This window comes from Ruegeria sp. HKCCA4008 (assembly GCF_013033125.1).
GTDB lineage: Bacteria > Pseudomonadota > Alphaproteobacteria > Rhodobacterales > Rhodobacteraceae > Ruegeria.
This window is the reverse complement of sequence record NZ_WQDM01000011.1, coordinates 59756-76596: the sequence shown is the minus strand read 5'-3', so window position 1 is coordinate 76596 and position 16841 is coordinate 59756. Positions and strand designations below refer to the sequence as shown.

General features: G+C 59.3%; 13 protein-coding genes and 2 pseudogenes. 8 read left to right on the top strand and 7 right to left on the bottom strand.

The window, feature by feature from the left end; genetic code table 11:
• Nucleotides 1-3 precede the first annotated feature (3 nt).
• Complete coding sequence (locus tag GOW60_RS18955) at nucleotides 4-753, top strand: polysaccharide deacetylase family protein (protein WP_171230505.1); 750 nt, start codon at nucleotides 4-6, stop codon at nucleotides 751-753.
• A 3-nt stretch (nucleotides 754-756) separates the two neighbouring features.
• On the opposite strand, the gene GOW60_RS21490 is transcribed toward GOW60_RS18955, so the two are convergent.
• From GOW60_RS21490 to GOW60_RS18940, 3 genes are read right to left on the bottom strand one after another with little or no spacing between them, the layout of a single operon-like run.
• The gene (locus GOW60_RS21490; RefSeq protein WP_171230504.1) at nucleotides 757-2298 is read right to left on the bottom strand and encodes a GMC oxidoreductase; all 1542 of its coding nucleotides are present in this window, start codon (nucleotides 2296-2298) and stop codon (nucleotides 757-759) included.
• Nucleotides 2295-3074 carry a methyltransferase domain-containing protein gene (locus GOW60_RS18945; protein WP_171230503.1) on the bottom strand — a complete coding sequence of 260 codons (780 nt, stop codon included), beginning with the start codon at nucleotides 3072-3074 and terminating at the stop codon, nucleotides 2295-2297. The genes GOW60_RS21490 and GOW60_RS18945 overlap by 4 nt, the downstream gene beginning before the upstream one ends.
• Before the next feature lie 13 nt (nucleotides 3075-3087).
• Complete coding sequence (locus tag GOW60_RS18940; RefSeq protein ID WP_171230502.1) at nucleotides 3088-4059, bottom strand: NAD(P)-dependent oxidoreductase; 972 nt, start codon at nucleotides 4057-4059, stop codon at nucleotides 3088-3090.
• 171 nt (nucleotides 4060-4230) lie between these two features.
• On the opposite strand from GOW60_RS18940, the gene GOW60_RS18935 reads away from it, so the two are divergent.
• The 3 genes from GOW60_RS18935 to GOW60_RS18925 all read left to right on the top strand — a co-directional run bounded on the left by GOW60_RS18935 (nucleotide 4231) and on the right by GOW60_RS18925 (nucleotide 7453).
• Complete coding sequence (locus GOW60_RS18935; RefSeq protein WP_171230501.1) at nucleotides 4231-5322, top strand: NAD(P)-dependent oxidoreductase; 1092 nt, start codon at nucleotides 4231-4233, stop codon at nucleotides 5320-5322.
• 163 nt (nucleotides 5323-5485) lie between these two features.
• Nucleotides 5486-6856: a nucleotide sugar dehydrogenase gene (locus GOW60_RS18930; RefSeq protein ID WP_171230500.1), complete on the top strand. Its 1371-nt coding sequence runs from the start codon at nucleotides 5486-5488 to the stop codon at nucleotides 6854-6856.
• 384 nt (nucleotides 6857-7240) lie between these two features.
• Complete coding sequence (locus tag GOW60_RS18925; RefSeq protein ID WP_171230499.1) at nucleotides 7241-7453, top strand: hypothetical protein; 213 nt, start codon at nucleotides 7241-7243, stop codon at nucleotides 7451-7453.
• Between the two features lie 4 nt (nucleotides 7454-7457).
• Here GOW60_RS18925 and GOW60_RS18920 read toward each other — a convergent pair whose 3' ends face one another.
• Complete coding sequence (locus tag GOW60_RS18920) at nucleotides 7458-8465, bottom strand: replication initiator protein A (protein ID WP_171230498.1); 1008 nt, start codon at nucleotides 8463-8465, stop codon at nucleotides 7458-7460.
• A 386-nt stretch (nucleotides 8466-8851) separates the two neighbouring features.
• Between GOW60_RS18920 and GOW60_RS18915 the strand changes: the two genes are divergently transcribed.
• The gene (locus GOW60_RS18915) at nucleotides 8852-10279 is read left to right on the top strand and encodes an AAA family ATPase (RefSeq protein WP_171230497.1); all 1428 of its coding nucleotides are present in this window, start codon (nucleotides 8852-8854) and stop codon (nucleotides 10277-10279) included.
• 77 nt (nucleotides 10280-10356) lie between these two features.
• Nucleotides 10357-11373: a ParB N-terminal domain-containing protein gene (locus GOW60_RS18910; protein ID WP_171230496.1), complete on the top strand. Its 1017-nt coding sequence runs from the start codon at nucleotides 10357-10359 to the stop codon at nucleotides 11371-11373.
• Between the two features lie 118 nt (nucleotides 11374-11491).
• Here GOW60_RS18910 and GOW60_RS18905 read toward each other — a convergent pair whose 3' ends face one another.
• Nucleotides 11492-13411, bottom strand: coding sequence for a hypothetical protein (locus GOW60_RS18905; RefSeq protein ID WP_171230495.1), 1920 nt, complete (start codon nucleotides 13409-13411; stop codon nucleotides 11492-11494).
• A gap of 124 nt (nucleotides 13412-13535) precedes the next feature.
• Nucleotides 13536-14510, bottom strand: coding sequence for a tyrosine-type recombinase/integrase (locus GOW60_RS18900; protein ID WP_371813392.1), 975 nt, complete (start codon nucleotides 14508-14510; stop codon nucleotides 13536-13538).
• A gap of 433 nt (nucleotides 14511-14943) precedes the next feature.
• Between GOW60_RS18900 and GOW60_RS18895 the strand changes: the two are divergent.
• Nucleotides 14944-15255 (top strand): annotated as a pseudogene (locus tag GOW60_RS18895) (helix-turn-helix domain-containing protein); the annotation flags it as partial.
• A gap of 42 nt (nucleotides 15256-15297) precedes the next feature.
• The gene (locus GOW60_RS18890; RefSeq protein ID WP_171230493.1) at nucleotides 15298-16656 is read left to right on the top strand and encodes an ISKra4 family transposase; all 1359 of its coding nucleotides are present in this window, start codon (nucleotides 15298-15300) and stop codon (nucleotides 16654-16656) included.
• Between the two features lie 22 nt (nucleotides 16657-16678).
• Here GOW60_RS18890 and GOW60_RS18885 read toward each other — a convergent pair.
• Nucleotides 16679-16825: pseudogene (locus tag GOW60_RS18885) on the bottom strand (IS6 family transposase); the annotation flags it as partial.
• Between the last annotated feature and the right edge of the window lie 16 nt (nucleotides 16826-16841).

Sequence of the window (16841 nt, the reverse complement as noted above, 5' to 3'; positions counted from 1 at the left end):
CCCATGCCCGCCTGGCAGGCCGATATCCTGATGTATCATTCGATCTCGGACGCGCCGGGGCCGACCTCGATCGCGCCCGACATCTTTGCGGCGCAGATGCAGGCACTGGCGGCATCCGGCCTGCCGGTGGTGACGCCGGACGCGCTGGCCAACCCGCCTGCCCCCCGTGTGGTCATCATCAGCTTCGATGACGGGTTCCAGGATTTCGCCGATACCGCCTGGCCGATCCTGCGCGAACATGGCTTCTGCCCGATCGTCTATCTGCCCTCGGGCCTGATGGGTGGCACCGACAGCTGGGCCGGGGGCAACATCCCGCCCCGCCCGCTGATGGAATGGGACAGGGTCAAGGCGCTGGCAGCGGAAGGGGTCAGCTTTGGCGCACATAGTGTCAGCCATCCCGATCTGTCGACGCTGGATGCAGAGACCTTGGAGGATGAAGTCACCGGATCCGGTCAGGATATTGCCGCCCGGCTTGATCAACCCGTCCGGCATTTCGCCCCGCCCTACGGGGCGTCGAACCCGAATGTACGCGCACAGATTGCCCGGCACTACGACACCTCGGTCGGCACCCGTCTGGGCGTGGCCGGGCCAGGGGATGACATCCACGACCTGCCCCGGCTCGAGATGTTCTATTTCACCGACATCGCCCGCTGGCAGGCTCATCTGGCCGGGCGCGGCGGGTCCTATCTGGCGGCCCGCAAACTGATGCGCGGCGTGCGAAGCGGGCTGAGCAGGGTGCTGCCCATCAACTGAATGTCAGGCTTCGGGTGCAAGCGTTCCGATCCGGTGGGCATTCGCCATCACACTGAATGTAATTGTCGTGGCCGGGATGGTCGGCAGGACAGAGGCATCAACGACGTGAATGCGCGTCGCGCCATGCGGGCGCCCCAGCACATCGCTTTCACCCGGGCCCGGGGCATCTGACATCGGCAGATCACCTCCGACATGAAAACTGGCCCCCGGCGCCCCGAACCGCGCTGCAAAAGACAGGCTGGTCAGACCAAGCCCCCGCAAGGCCCGGCCATAGCGCGCAAGTGCGGCGCGCATTGTCTCGGCGGTTGCGGGATTTTCGTTCAGTTCCGGGCGTAGCCGCCCATCCTCTGCCAGACGCAAGGCTATTTCATGCGAATGATCGGAATGCAGGAAAACCTGCGCCACGATCAGACGTCGGGCCAGCGCCTCAAGCAGCGGCCCGCTGCCGGGTATCCGGTTTCCATAGTTCTGTTTCAGATCGCGGGCATAGTATTCATTCCAGGTATAGATCTGCGCGTGAACCAGTTGCCGCGACACGCTCGGGTCATCCAGTTCGGCAAAAAGCTGCGGCAGCGTCTGATAGGGCAAAACATCGGGCCGCCTGGGTGCCCGCCAGCGGTGCAGCATCGGCAGAAAGGCCTGCTGGCTGTCTTTCAACACCAACTCCATGCCCCGCAAGCCGGGTGACGCCAACAGGATACGCGCGCTTTCCAGCACCCCGGCGGCCAGAAACACCCGGTTTCCGCGGACATCGCTGCCATCTGCCAAAGTGACGGCAACCTCGTCGCCTTCCTCGCGGACCTGCCGCACCACGTGATCCGCGCGGTAGGCAAAGCCTGGCTCTGCCTGCAACGCCATGCGGGTTTGTCTTGCAGACCAGATCAGCGACCACGGGCACCCGTGCAGACACAGCCCGCAGGTCTGACAGCCCGGCCCAACCGCCTGCCGCGCCAGACCGACATGCATCCCAGCCCCCTGCAATGCCTTCGCCTTCTGCCTGGAACGGGCCAGCAGCATCTTGGCCTGCGCGGTTGGTGGAACGGGTGTTCGGCCTGTCATATCGCAGGCGGGAAAGAGGTTTTGCAGCCCGTCCTGTTGCCCGGACACGGGCATTATTTCCGCCACCGCCCTGTAATGTGGGGCAAGATCGTCGGTTGTTATGGGCCAGTCGTCGATATCCGCCTGCCGATACGGCAAGACCGCAGCGCCCCAGACATTGGACAGCCCGCCCGCCGCCCGCGACGCGCGCAAAGCAAACCAATCCGCCCCTTCCGCCAGTGTACGCGCAGGTGAGGCCAGCGCATAACCTGTCCCATAGCGCCACACCTCGCCCTCCGGGGCCTGAAACTGAGGCTCCATCCAGGCTGTACGCGCCTCGGCGCTCCAGTCTTCGGCGCGGGTTCGGGACATCTGCTGCACCCGATCCGTGACCCCGGGCCCTGGTTTCCCCCCGGCATCCAGCATCGTGACTGTCCGTCCCCGCGCCAGCAAGGCCCGGGCGACGGAAACCCCGGCAGGCCCGGACCCTATGACAAGATCGCTCACTGCGCCTTTACTGCCCGAACCAGAACCAGCATTTCATAGTTGGGATCATGGGTGGACAGTTCTTCGGGCGCAATTTCACTGGCCCCAAGGCCGTGCAGGTTGCAGATGCAGGTAAAGACATTGCCAACGGTCGACACCTCGACATTCTCTGCCGGGAAGACCGCCCGGAACAGGCGGCGCTTGGACTGGCTGGTGAAATGCCAGTATTCGCCCCAGTCATCCACGCCTTCGCGCCGCGCCACACGGGTCATCCCATGCGAGGTGCACAGCACCACGCCACCGGGTTTCAGAATGCGTTCCAGCGTAGCAATCGCCTTGTCGACCTCAAAGATCATCTGAAGGGTCTGGGTGATGATGATGCAGTCGAAACTGTTGTCGGGAATATGCGGCGCATCGGTGATATCCGCCACGATGGTCGCTTGTGGATTGCCCTCGACATAGCTCAATACATCCGCCTGCGTGACCCGATCACCGCCGAATTTCTTGATATAGGCCGGATCGCCGAATTCCAGAACCCGGCCACGGATATCGTCGCTGTGGTTTTGCAGGAACTCTTCCATGTAATGGCGTTCGATGGTCAGCAGGTCGCGATCCTGCCCGAACACGGCGCTGATCGGCGACAATCGTCGCAAGCCGCCGAAATCGACCGACCCAACCGGCACCGACTGAAGATTGTGCAATCGCTGCTGCTTGCGGATCCATTTGCGCAGCCGTTCCGGCAGCAACACAGTCGCGGTGTCGCGCACCAGCTTTTCAACTCTTTGTCCCGGTGTCATCGTGTTCGGCTCTTCATGCGTAGGCTTTGGCGCGTTTCTCGGCCATGATGTCAGCGATGATGTCGTCCAGCGTGCGCGCCGGGCTGAACCCGGTGAACCGCCGCAGCTTCGAGACATCCGGCAGACGGCGGGCCATGTCTTCGAACCCTTCGGGATAGACCTCTTCATAGGGCACCAGACGGATTTCGGACGCAGACCCCGTTGCGGCAATCACCTTTTCGGCCAGCCCCCGGATCGTCACTTCCTGTTCACCACCGATATTGAAGACCTGCCCCCGGGCTTCGGGGACATCGAGCAGACGCACAAGCGCCTCGATCACATCGGCCACATGGCTGAAACAGCGCGATTGCTCGCCGGTGCCATGAACCTGAATCGGCTGACCGGCCAGGGCCGCTTCGATGAAGTTCGGCACCACCATGCCATAGCGCCCGGTCTGGCGCGGGCCAGTCGTGTTGAAAAAGCGCAGCACGACCACCGGCAGATCCACCTCGCGCGCATAGGCCAGTGCCATGAACTCATCCAGCGTTTTGGCGCAGGCATAGGACCAGCGCAGCACGCTGGTTGCGCCGATCGTCAGGTCGTCATCTTCGTTGAACGGGAATTTCGATGCCTTGCCGTAGACCTCGGAACTGGAGGCGATGAAGACCAGGGGCTTGTTGCGCAGGGCCGCGCGCAACACGTTCTGCGTGCCGTCCACATTGGTTGCAATCGACTGGCTGGGCTGATCCATGATCAGCTTGACCCCGACCGCGGCGGCCATGTGAAACACCGCGTCAGCAGCCCCGACCAGTTCCTCGACCAATGTGGCATCCAGAACGCTGCCTTCGACAAAACGAAAGGCGGAATGATCCTGAACGGAAGACAGGTTTTGCAGCGATCCGGTGGACAGGTCATCCAGCACCGTCACCTCATGCCCATTGCCAATCAGACGCTCGGCCAGATGTGATCCGATAAAACCGGCCCCGCCCGTGATCAATATTTGCATGAATAACCCTCGTACCAACAGAATCCACTCTAATGCCACAGGCTTAGCATAGGGATCGGTGGCCACCAAATGGTAGATACCGCTATGGTGCGCTGACAGGCCGGGCCTGCACAGTTTTGGAAAAAGGGCTGAATTGTTGCACAACGCATTAAGAATGTTGAACCTGCGGACATGACCGAAAAACACGTGGACCCCCGCCCCGGCGACGGCCTTGCAGGCCAGCGCGTGGTCGTGACCGGCGCCACCGGCTTTATCGGCCGGCGCCTGATCGATGCGCTGCTGAAACTGGGATGTGACGTGACCGCCTTGCTGCGCACGCGCCACGGGGCTGCCGCGTTGGAACAGGCCGGAGCAAAGGCACTGGTTTGCCCGCTGCACCCCGGCCCGGCTCTGACGCAGGCGCTGGACGGTGCGGCGGCTCTGTTTCATCTGGCTTACGATTTCCGGGCCTCCGGCGCGGACAACCTTGCAGCCTTCGACGCGCTTGCCAAAGCCGCCGAAGACGGGTCTTGCAACCGTATCGTGCATCTGAGTTCCGCCGTGGTCTATGACAGCTGGCCCAACGGGCCGATCACCGAACGCAACCCGATCACGCCGGAAGATGTGCAAAGCTATCGCGGTGCCAAAATCGCAATGGAACAGAGACTGTTGCAGGGGAAATGCGACGCCGCCATCTTGCAACCAACCATCGTCTACGGGCCCGGCAGTGCGCTTTGGACCAATGGGCCATTGGCGATGATGCGCAGGGGCGGCATCATCCTACCCGACCCGCCCGGACAATGCCCGGCCGTGCATGTCGATGACGTGGTGCAGGCCGCCCTGCGCGCGGCCTCATCACCCCGGACCGGGGTCGAGCGATACCTGATCAGCGGGCCGGACACGCTGGGGTGGAAGACGTTTTTCGAAGGCTATGCCCGCCTTGCCGGATGCGGAGAGGTTCGGATTGATCCGGCTGCGAACCCGACCCCGCCCCCACCGCCCAATGGCAATGCGCCCTCAGGCCCCTCTCTGGCGGGGCAGCTCAGCGCGCATCTACGCCGCCTTGTCGGGCGCCGCCGGGTCGAGGCCGCCGCAGACTGGGCACGGTCCGTTCAAGCCCGGCTGGCAAAACCCCGGCCCGTGATGCCTGACATGGCGGGACGCAGGCTTTTTGCCGGTCAGCCAGAGGTTTCAACCCGACATGCACAGGATCAGATCTGCTATGCACCCCGTGTTTCCTTCGACGAATGGATCGAGCATATGCGAAAACAATCGGCGCGCTGATTCAAGACTGCCTTGCTTTTGGAAACACCCATTCCGGGTCTTTGCCGGGAACGACAAATTAGTTGGCTTCGTTCCCGATCTGTCCTATCCGATGAAGAGAGAAGGTTTCCAATCTGCTAAGCTAATTTTAATTCAGTGTGACTTTGTACGATCAGGATAGATTATGAACTACGAAACCTCGCACCATCAGTCCCTCAAGCAGCTTATCGCGGCGCGCGATGCGCGGGTTGCCGTGGTCGGGCTGGGCTATGTTGGCCTGCCGCTGGCGCTGACGGCTTATGATGAAGGGTTTGATACCACCGGCGTTGATCTCAACCCCGACCGGGTGGCGCGGATCAATCAGGGCGATCAGGTCATCTCCTATCTGGCATCCGACCGGATCGCACAAGCGGTAGAGAGTGGGCGCTTTCGCGCAACGCAGGACGCCGCAGCACTGGCCGAGGCCGATATCATCCTGATCTGTGTGCCGACCCCGCTGACCGACGCACAAGATCCCGACATGCGCTTTGTCGCCGCCGCCGCGCAGACCATCGCACAGCATCTGCGCCCCGGTCAGATGGTGGTGCTGGAAAGCAGCGTCTGGCCCGGAGCCACGACCACGCTGGTTCAGCCGATCCTCGAAGCGGGCGGTCTGCGGGCAGGTTCCGATTTCTTCCTGGCCTTCTCGCCCGAGCGCGAAGACCCCGGCAATGACAAGTTCGACACGCACAGCATCCCCAAGGTGGTCGGCGCCGATGATCCGCAATCGCGGCAACTGGTCGAGGATTTCTATCGCGCCATCGTCACCAGCGCCGTGCCGGTCAGCTCGGCCGCCACGGCCGAAGCGGTGAAGCTGGTCGAAAACAGCTTTCGCACCGTCAATATCGCGCTGGTCAATGAATTGAAGACCGCGCTTGAAGCCATGGACGTGGATGTCTGGGAAGTGATCGAGGCCGCGGCGACCAAGCCGTTTGGCTTCATGCCCTTCTATCCCGGTCCCGGAATTGGTGGGGCCTGCATCCCGGTGTCTCCGGCCTATCTGGCCTGGCGCGCCGCGGATGCAGGATCTGATACGCCGCTGATCAATCTGGCCCGCTCCAGCAATGACGCCGTTCCGTCGATGCTGGCGGCACGGATGGCGGCGGAACTGGCCGCGCGCAACGGGTCTGCATTGGCGGAAACCGGACAGCCCCTGACCGGACAGCGCATTCTGCTGATGGGCATCGCCTATAAACGCGATGTCGAGGACACCCGCCGCAGCCCGGCGCTGGTGCTGCTGGACGAGCTGGAAAAGCTGGGGGCCGAGGTTGACTATCACGATCCGTATTTCCCCCGCCTGCTCGAAGGGGGCGAATATCCGCAGCTGGCGGGCCGGACATCCCAGCCGCTGACGGCGGACAACCTGAAACGCTATGCGGCGGTGGCCGTAATCACCGATCACAGCGCCCCGGATTATGGTCTGGTCGCGCGCGAGGCCGCGCTGGTCTTCGATACGCGCAACGTCTTTGAAAAGCAGGGGATCAGGGTGGCAGACGGACGGCTGGTCAAGATGTGACCCCCAAAAAACCTCTGATCATTCAATGGCTAAAGCGCACGCGAGTATGCCATTTCATCCAAATGATCGCGGATTGACAAAACTGTGTCATAGGCGGACCTTTGCACATTTTCTGGGATCGTCGGCGTTCTATATTGCTGTCACAAAAGTTTTAAGGAACTATCTGTTCAGACATATTCATGTCTCAATAAATTATAAGCAGTGTTGCGCGAGTAGTGGAGCAATGCTCCTCCCGGTAAAAATAACCAAATTTTAACCTCTGGTGGTTCAAAGTTTTGCCATGATTTCATCGCGGAATCATTTTGGGCATCTGCTCAATGGTCTGCTCAATGGCATGACGGCGCCCACTTGGGGTTGGCAAGACCAAGACCATAGCCGGAGGACTTGGAGAAGATGATTGGAATTATCGGGATAGCCATTCTAGTTGGCCTGTGCGCCGGCGGGTTTGCTTTGATTTCCGGTGCGTCCATCCTGATGGCTCTGGGCAGCTACATCCTCTTCGGCTGGCTGTTCATCATTGCAGCCCTCATTGTTATCGGCGCCGTCAAAATCGTGAAGACACGCGTGCAGAAACAAAACCCCGCCTATTCCGGCTAAGCGCCTAGTCCCGTCCGGCGACCCGCTTGGCCACATAGCCCAGAAACGCCCGCTGCGGATTTCTGATCTGTGGGCGGCCTGACGCGGCCCAATAAGCCAGCCAATCCGCTTCCAGCGCATAGACATCGTGGCCAGGCGCCATCGCCCTGGCCTCCTCCAGCGCCTGCGGCGGCAGGATCGGCTTGTCCGGTCCCTCGACCAACTGACCCCGGCGCGAGAACCGGATCAGGTCGCCCGGCTCTTCGGTCATCTCATAATCGGGCAGGTGATCGGCTGCGATCATGTCACGGATCATCTTGCGGAACACCCGCCGGGGCGAGGCCGAGCCGGACTTTTTCAACAGCACCTCGACCGAGATCCGCCACTCGGGCTGACGCCCGCAATGTTTGCGTGCCAGCTCATAAATCCGCCGTTCCAGCGGTTTGCGCAGGCGGAAGTAATCGCGGCTGAGGGTCAGCACCGATTTCGCCAGCACCGCGCGGAACAGCCAGTCCGACAGTTTCACGCTGACGCTGGCCATCCGCCCCGCCCTTGTGTGACGCACGATTTCCCAGCTTTCGATCAGGCCGAACCCGGTGGTGGTTTCCTTTTCACCCGTCACAATGTTGGTGGTGATCCTTGTGCCGGCCAGCCGCTCGAACGCTTCGCGCAGACGCTTGTAACCGTCACCGCTGGTTTCGCGGTTGGTAGCCACCAGCAGGTCATGCGCCTTCAGATGCAACACCCGGCTGACCGTCCGGCCGGCATTGATCGCCGCCATCAGCTGGCTGATGCAAAAGATCAGGATGTCCTTGTCGTGGATCGTCGCCAGGCCGCGCACCGAAGGCGTCACCGTGATCTGGACCCCGTTATGTTCGTAATTGAGGATGCGCCGGTCCGGCCGGGTCGAGAGCGAAAACATAGGATGCTCCATCGAACCCATATCTGTCTTGGGCAGCGCATCGAAGATATCGCATACAAAAAAATCGCCCGTTGGGTGCCGGTCAGGCAACAACGCCCCTGACCCGCTCATACTGCCCTGCCCATATGTCCTGCCCGAATCTTTGTTCGTGGTTTTATTGACGCTCACCGTAGAGTTATCCACAGGATGCGTAAAGCCGCCGGAACGTGGGTTCAGAGTCACTGCAACGTGGGATCAGAGTCACCCTATCGTGGGATCAGATTCAGTGTGATCTGCAAGAAATACAAAAACCTCTTTTTTTTCTTATACTTAGTAGAACTCAAATTCAGCCGTAACTAATAAAATAACAGGATTCTAACTGAACATTTTTTTGCTATACGCCCAAAAGCAGCGTCTCGAAGGCTTTCTACCCTTTAATTTTGCTTAGAAAATCCGGTTTTATGCTCATAATGCTTTCACATGCTTCCTTTTGTGGTATATTGGCGAAAACATAGCACATGGGCAGTATTTCAATGCGAGCAGCAACGTCCGAGGGGCTTCCCCCGTATTTCAATATCGACCCGGATCTGGCCTATGCTGAACTGGGCGACCCAACCGGAACACATGAGTTCTCGCAAATCGCGGATGCCTGTGCACGGGGGCGTAGCGACCTGGCGAACCGGGGGCTGGAAGAAAACGGTCAGAAAAAGCTGCGCCTGTTTTCGACCTGGGAAATCACCAAATATCTGATCCCTGTCGCGCCCGCTCATTTTCGCCGGGTCCTGAAAGGCAATCCGGATTTGCCTCAGGGACAGTCCGAAACCGAAGGCGGTGCCAAGTGGTTCACGCTGGATGAGGTTCTGCGGCTGCGGGCACATTTTGCCTCGGAAGGATCCAAGGCAAAAGAATACCGCCCGTACCGCCCCGAGGGTTTGCCCGCCAAGATCGTGTCCGTGGCCAATTTCAAGGGCGGTGTTGGCAAAACCTCGACCTGCGCGCATCTGGCCATGTCGGCGGCTCTGGACGGTTACAAGGTACTGGTCATCGACCTGGACAGCCAGGGTTCGATGACGTCGATCTTTGGCGGCAAGGTCAGCGATGAATGGCAGACGGTGTTCCCCTTGCTTGCCCGCCACTACGCCACCCATCTGCGCCGGGACAATCAGGGACGTCTTGACCGGGGTGAGGCCCCACATCCGATCGACGATACCCTGTCCGAGGCGCTGAAGACCCGCAGCCGCGATCTGATCCAAACCACCCACTGGCCGAATATCGATCTGATCGGTGCGCAGCTGAACCTCTATTGGGCGGAATTCCAGATCCCGGTCTGGCGGATGCAGGGCCGCAGCTGGAAGCTGTGGGATGCGCTGACCGATACGCTGGACGAAGATGGGGTGCTGGACGATTACGATATCATTTTCATCGATACCCCCCCTGCCCTTGGCTATCTGACGATCAACGGGCTGGCCGCCTCGGATATCCTTTTGGTGCCCATGGGGGCCTCGTTCCTGGAGTTCGACTCCACGGGGCGCTTCTTTGACATGCTGCATTCCACCTTCCAGTCCATCGAGGATGGCGAGAACATGGCCGCCCGCGCCCTGGGGCGGCCCGAGATGGCGTTTCAGTGGGATGCGGTGCGCACGATCATCACCCGCTATGACGGCAGCCAGCAGGCGGAGCTGGCCGGGCTGATGCAGGCCTATCTGGGCCGGACCCTGTCGCCGCACTGGCAGGGCTACACGGCGCTGATCGGTCAGGCGGGGGAACAGGTCAACGGCATCTACGAGGCCGATTACCGCGATTTCAACCGCGAGACCTATGTGCGCGGGCGGGAAACCTTTGATGCCACCTATGCCTCGTTCAAGAAGCTGCTGATCGGCGTCTGGCGGGGCGAAGAACGGGCCCTGCAGGCCGAAGAGGCGGGAACACCGGAATTGTCGCTCTGAGCGCGATGTTTCGCGCGCGAAACACGCCTGACACGTCCCGAAACCGAGTCTGATCCGCGCAGGAAAAGGAGAAACCAATGGCAAAACGCAAACGACTGACCCCTGCCCGGCCGGATTATCTGGAAGACAACCGCCCTGCCCCCGGGGTGAACCCGATGTTCCCCACAGACGCCCCCCGGACCACGCCGCCGGTTGCGCAGGTGGCCGGGGCCACGGCGGCTCAGGCGGCGCTGGAAGAGCTGTCCGGAGAATTGCGGGCCGCGCGGGCCGAAGGGCGCTTGGTGCAGGACCTGCCGCTGGACGCCATCGAGGAAACCTATCTGGTGCGTGATCGCATGGCGGCAGATGACGCGGACATGGAGGCGCTGAAGGAAAGCCTGAAGGCCCGCGGGCAGCAAACCCCGATCGAGGTCGTGGAACTGGAGGGCGGGCGTTACGGGTTGATCTCGGGCTGGCGGCGTCTGACAGCGCTGCGGGCTTTGGCGCAGCAGACGGGCGAGGCCCGCTTTGAGACCGCGCGTGCGTTCCTCAGGCAGCCGCAGAGCGCATCTGATGCCTATGTGGCCATGGTCGAGGAAAATGAAATCCGCGTCGGGCTGAGCTATTACGAGCGCGCCCGGATCGTGGCGCGCGCGGCAGAGCAGGGCGTTTACCCGGATGAAACTGCGGCCCTGCGCGGGCTGTTCGCCTCGGCCAGCCGGGCGAAGCGATCCAAGATCGGCTCGTTCATCGCGATCTATCACGCCCTGGATGACCATCTGCGCTTTGCGTCAGCTATTCCTGAACGGTTGGGGCTGTCGATTGCCAAGGTTCTGAAAGAGGAGGCAAAAGCAGCTTCCTTGATCACCACCGCTCTGCGGAAGGCTATGCCTCAGAGCGTGGAAGCCGAGATTTCAGCTCTGACCCGTGCAGTGAGCGGCTTGGGGTCGAATGGGGAAAACCCACCTGCTGCCAAGACCCCCCTGAAAGAGACATTCGGCGGCATTCAGTTGAAACAGAGTCGAAGCGGTGCACAGGTCACCCTGTCCGGCGAGGGAATGTCCGAGACATTTCTTGCGGAGCTGAAAGCCTGGCTGCACGCGCGCGGCACATGATGTTTCGCGCGCGAAACAGCGTGAACGGCTTGCAAGCTTTACGCCGGGCCGACTTGAAATCTGGAGCATGCAAGCCGACGGAGTTGTGCCCGCCTCAGGCAGTTCCGTGCCACGCCTGTCATTCAAGATACCAAACTGAGTAACGCTGGCCGGCATGCAGAAGCTCAGCGCCGCGGCTGTCCATCCAAGACAGCAATGCAGGCTGATGAACATTGTCAGACAAAACCGTAAACGGTTCGCCCAGCTCGCTACGGATCAGACTGTAAGCCTGTTCCCGGTCCCGTGATACTTCGCTGTTGAAAAATGCGTCCAGACGGTTTTGCCTGGACGTCAGCAAAGCCGGATCAAATCCTTTGACATCTTGCAGCAGATAGCCAGTCTTCATTCCCAGGCCTGTCAAGTAGGTGTCGTCATCGTATAGGATGTAAATCGGACGGCGCGTGAACGGCGTGATGTGCAGGGGTGTGGCAGCGACCAATGTAGGTGTGCCCGGTTCGGTTCGGTCACGTATGACGGCCAAAGCATCCCCCAGGCCCTCTGCATCTGTCAGCCTTTGATCTTCACCGGAAAAGGTTACCTGAAACGGCGGTTCATACATTCTGGTTCTGGGATAGGCGGTCGCAAAACCCCCGGCCACTATCAGAAGAAGAAGTGCGCCTAGCGCCCAGGGTCGTTTCGATTTCCGCCAAAGATACTCTGACCACAAGGCGACAAAAGGCAGGCCGCATAGGGAGGCGACCATCACATATTTGTATTCGTTGCGAAAGTTGGGAACATGCAGAAGCACCGCCATGGAACCTGCTGCGAATGCCGCGAGAGTCAGGAAAGTAAGCTGTTCACGCGGCATGATGCCCCGGTTCATCAGTGCGAACACCCATGCAGCAACAGGAATCAAAAGCCCGGTTGCCGCGGCCACGCCATGGCGCCAGATCTGACCGGGAACATGAAGCTCAATCCCGGCTCCTGCCACGCGATCATTTGTCTGGGCCGTCACCAGGAAATAGGTGCAGGCCGTTCCCAGCAAGACGGAAGCGTATAAGAGCGAGACGTTTTTCAGGCGCGATTTCATAGTCTGTGTTTGATCCAGAACCCACATAATGCCAGCGGCCCCAAGAAATGTCGCTGCTGCCGGAAGATAAAGGGGGTAAACCAACCCGATACCCACCAGTAACAAAATCCAAAGCGGAATAGCCGTCTTGGGGCTGGAATTGGTTGCCGAGCGCAGGATAGTCAGCAGCATTGCCAGCATCAGGATCAACCCAAGCTGGTTTGTGTTCAGAAACAGGAATTTCAGGCCTGTAGCATCGTAGCGCGCGTCGCCGATGAAATGATGGTAACGCTCGGCCCCGTTCCAGAGAGACGAAGAAATTGCTCTGCCAAGCACGCCGATCGGGTTTGTGGATAAGGCTGCGAGGATCGGGGCGAGCAGCATTGCCACAGGGCCACCGCCGACAGACCTAACGACGAGAATGGACAAAACGCCAAAGCCAAATGCCATTGCCGGGTTTATCCACAAATATGCATTTATCGGCGATTGATCGAGAACCTGCCCAAGCAAGACCCTTTGCAGATGGCCAAACCATGGATATCCCGTGCCCAGCCCGGCCAATTGCCATTCTTCTGGTGCTGTTGGATTTTCTATCAGGGCATAGATTAAATCTGCGTGTAAAAATGTATGTGACCACTGATAAACGTAGGGCGCATTTGCATGTACGACGAGTACAATAAGCGGCAACACCAATGTCGATGGAATAATCAGGCGATAGTTCTGGAGCGGTACCCACTGCCAGGATCGCATGATGAACCAAATTGATCCCAAGTTTATTGTCAGGATGGCCCAGGGGATCGTGCCCGTTCCCATACCTGCATAGGCCAGCGTCAGGTATTGGGCGCAAGACATCGGGATCGAAAGAGCAAACGAAACACCAAAACGATCCCAGATGTCCACATTTCGAAGCAATCGGGAAAACGCAATCCAGGCACCTGGCAGAAAGAGCAGCAAGACAACTGAAATACCGCGCAACAAAATCTCAAACATAAACAGAACACCTGTACTTACCTGTGATTAGGGTTCCATTTGGCAGGGTGTGACGCAATAAAAAAATCTTGCAGAATCTCGCGGTGCCAGCAGGGGATTGTGATAATCCGGGCTTGAAGCGGGTTCACCCCAACAGATCGGTTGCCGGGTTCTCAGAGATATCGACGTCGTCATAGTATTTCTGCGCCTGGGCCATGGAGCGGTGCAACGAGAGGCGCATGGCAGCCTGGATTGGTGCGCCGTCCAGTGCGGCTTGGGTTAGGAACCCAGAACGCAGACCGTGCGGCGAGGCGAAGTCCTCCGGCAACCCTGCCAACTGGAGGCGATGTTTGACAATCTGATAGATAGCGTCCGGCGAAAGCCGACGTTTCAGCACCCGATCCGCTTTTGAGACTGGTCTGAACAGTGGCCCGTTCTTAATCTGTCCCACTTCAATCCAATGCACCAGCGCCTGAGCTGCGCGGGTTTTCAGCACCAGCCGCGGCGTTTCACCTTTGGTTGTCGTCTTGGTCTCCAGCAGTGAGATCCAGACTAGGCTTTTCTCGTCGAATTCCTTCAGCGAGACGTCCTCAAACATCAACCCGGTGATCTCCGAGCGCCGTCTACCACCAGAGGCCCAGCCCAGCATCAGAATCGCCCGGTCGCGGCAATCCCGGCGGCTGCCGCGGCAGGTGGACAGCAGTTGCTCGAGGATGTCCCGGGTGATCGGGTGCTGCGATTTTGGGGCAAGGGGCCGGGCGGCGGCGCGGCGGGCTTTGGCGCGGGCCTGTTTCACCTGGGGGCTGGCAAACGGGCTGGCGAGGTTCTTCATCCGGTGGAAGGCCAGCCAGGAGGCGATGCGCCGGTCCAGCGTAGAAGGGGCAGGGCAGGCGAGGGACTTACGCAGCCCCTGAGCAATCAGCGCTTCTGCGGTTTCACGCGCCACATCCGTTTCTGGTGCGTCATTCAGATCGCGGGCGTGATCGAGAATGAAGGCGAGGGCGGTGGCCTCAGATTCCGGCCAGTCCAGCGTCGCTGCGAACCGCGCGGACTTCCAGGCGGTGACATAAAGTAAATCCCGTTCATATGCCCGCAGCGTGTTTTCCGGTGTGCCGCGCACATAAAGATCAGTGAGCGCCTCCTGATCTGTTTCCGAGAGGGCAGGGGCCGCGGCGGGGAGGTATGGGGCAGGGGGCTTCATGTACCCATTCTGCGTCAATTTGGGTCAGATATCAATTATCATGATAAGCGGGACTTATCAGTAGTAGTAACAAATTTTCAGGGTGACGAATGTAATATGCAAAGAGGTCATTTTTTGCGCGTAAGGAATACAGGGGGTTTGTGACACGGTGACATCAGACGGATGTGTCGCAAACTCTGGGGTCTAGTTGACGCGCATGCGTGATCTTAGGTTTGTTTTCGTCGAATATTCTTGAGAACGGCGGTGAGAAAGTCGACCACGGTAGCGGCGGGATGACCCTGCTGCGGGCGGCGTAAAAGTCGTCCATCTTTGCCCTTTCTTTTGACGGAGGGAGGGTGGGAGGATCTTCACCGTGGACTTGTATCGTAAAGTTCGTCTGGCTTGTTCCGAGGGCATGAGTCAGCGAGAAGCAGCCCGTCATTTCGGGATATCTCGTGACAGCGTTCGCAAGATTTTGGCGTTCTCGGTCCTACCTGGTTACCGGCGGTCAGCACCGATCCGGCAGCCCAAGCTGGATGGGCTCACCGGGATCATTGATCAATTGTTGTCGGAAGACCGGCAACGACCGCGCAAACAGCGGCATACGGCCAAGCGGATCTTCGAGCGACTGCGCGATGAGCATGGCTTCGAGGGGGGAGTGGAAAGAATGTGGGGATACCTGCAGATTCTGATCTAATGTCTCGTTGTTTTTGCAGGAGGCATAGCGATGAAATTCAAGATCAGGTTAGAGACTGAGTTTGGTTGGGGCGAGAAGCGATCACACGAGATTTGCACCCTGGAACGCCGGTCGGTTGATGCGTCCGAGGAAGACATTGGACTGTGTCTGGTCGAGGCGAAATCAATACTTAATGAGATCCAGCGCGCGCTGCTGCAGGATCAGGTTGAAGAGATCGGCGAAATCGCTCGTGTCTGCCGTTTTTGTGGCACCTATCTACCGGTTCATGACCGCCGCCGCCGCCGCATTGACACGCTTTTCGGTCGGGTCATCGTCGAAGCGCCGCGTGTTCGGATATGCATGTGTGGACTCCCGGGATTTCCAACGTTGAAAGTCGCGCATTCTCCTCTGACACGTCTCTTGCCGGGTAATGCCACACCAGAGCTTCGGCGATTGCAGGCGGAATTGGGAGCGCGTCATAGCTTTCGAGAAGCTGCACGGCTTCTGAATGAATTGACACCATGCGGCAAGCAGAACCATGTTACGATCCGCAATCGACTCGCGACCCTCGCTGACGACCTTGCAGACGACGAAAGTACAGCGGCTTCCGAGACCGACCGACGCCCAAAGCCGCCTGATATTACAGTGTTTCTGGATAGCGCATATGTGAGGTCGAGACCGGAATACCAGCGCCGGAACTTTGAAGTCATTGTTGGTTCCATCGAGAGCAAAGGATGCGAAAAACGCCGATTTGGATTGAGCGTGATTGGTTCGAACAATGCGCGCGAATATCTGCGACGAAATCTGGAAGCGGCCGGATGGCGTGATGGCACAACCGTAACGGTTCTGTCTGATGGTGACCCCGCATTGCCCCGATTGGTGAGGGACGCCACAGGTGCGGATGTCAGTCACGTCCTGGACTGGTGGCATATTTCGATCCGCATCAGGCATGTGGAAACAACATTTCAAACTCTGCTTTCTTTACTGGAAGGGGTCGAGGTTCCAGGACTTGAGCCATTGGCACAAAGCCTTCGATGGCGCATATGGCACGGGCAAGCGGATCGGGCACTTGATGCGATTGAAACCCTGCTCAGATTTGGTATACGCGTGCGCCGCGAAACAATTGGCCGAACGAATGAAGCGGCCTTTTCAGCGGTTGCACGAGCAATGGAGCTGCGCACCTACCTGGAATACAATCGTGCTGCACTCGTCGATTATGGTCGTCGGCGTCGTAACGAGAAGGCAATCTCGACATCACGAGCAGAAGGACTGGTCAATGATGTCGCGAACGCCCGGATGGGCAAGAAGCGCCGGATGCGTTGGTCCCCGCAAGGCGCGCATCGGGTGGCAACGGTAAGGGCCGCAGTTTTGGATGGAAGGCTTGGCGAAGGTCTACTCCGAGCGGCTTGATCCCCACATTCTTTCCACTCCCCCTGTTGAGAGTGGCATGGTTCACCTGAACGCCGCGTTCTGCCAGGATTTCTTCCAAGTCCCGATACGACACCGTGTATCGCAAATGGAAGTACACAGCGTACAAAGCTGCATCCTTGGGGAAATGACAGCCCTTCAATGAGATAATGCTCAAACAACCTGTT

Bases quoted from the DNA above. Each gene is read 5' to 3' on its own strand.
- GOW60_RS18955 (WP_171230505.1), top strand. From the start codon at position 4: ATGCCCGCCTGGCAGGCCGATATCCTGATGTATCATTCGATCTCGGAC.
- GOW60_RS18945 (WP_171230503.1), bottom strand. From the start codon at position 3,074: ATGACACCGGGACAAAGAGTTGAAAAGCTGGTGCGCGACACCGCGACT.
- GOW60_RS18940 (WP_171230502.1), bottom strand. From the start codon at position 4,059: ATGCAAATATTGATCACGGGCGGGGCCGGTTTTATCGGATCACATCTG.
- GOW60_RS18935 (WP_171230501.1), top strand. From the start codon at position 4,231: ATGACCGAAAAACACGTGGACCCCCGCCCCGGCGACGGCCTTGCAGGC.
- GOW60_RS18930 (WP_171230500.1), top strand. From the start codon at position 5,486: ATGAACTACGAAACCTCGCACCATCAGTCCCTCAAGCAGCTTATCGCG.
- GOW60_RS18920 (WP_171230498.1), bottom strand. From the start codon at position 8,465: ATGAGCGGGTCAGGGGCGTTGTTGCCTGACCGGCACCCAACGGGCGAT.
- GOW60_RS18915 (WP_171230497.1), top strand. From the start codon at position 8,852: ATGGGCAGTATTTCAATGCGAGCAGCAACGTCCGAGGGGCTTCCCCCG.
- GOW60_RS18910 (WP_171230496.1), top strand. From the start codon at position 10,357: ATGGCAAAACGCAAACGACTGACCCCTGCCCGGCCGGATTATCTGGAA.
- GOW60_RS18905 (WP_171230495.1), bottom strand. From the start codon at position 13,411: ATGTTTGAGATTTTGTTGCGCGGTATTTCAGTTGTCTTGCTGCTCTTT.
- GOW60_RS18890 (WP_171230493.1), top strand. From the start codon at position 15,298: ATGAAATTCAAGATCAGGTTAGAGACTGAGTTTGGTTGGGGCGAGAAG.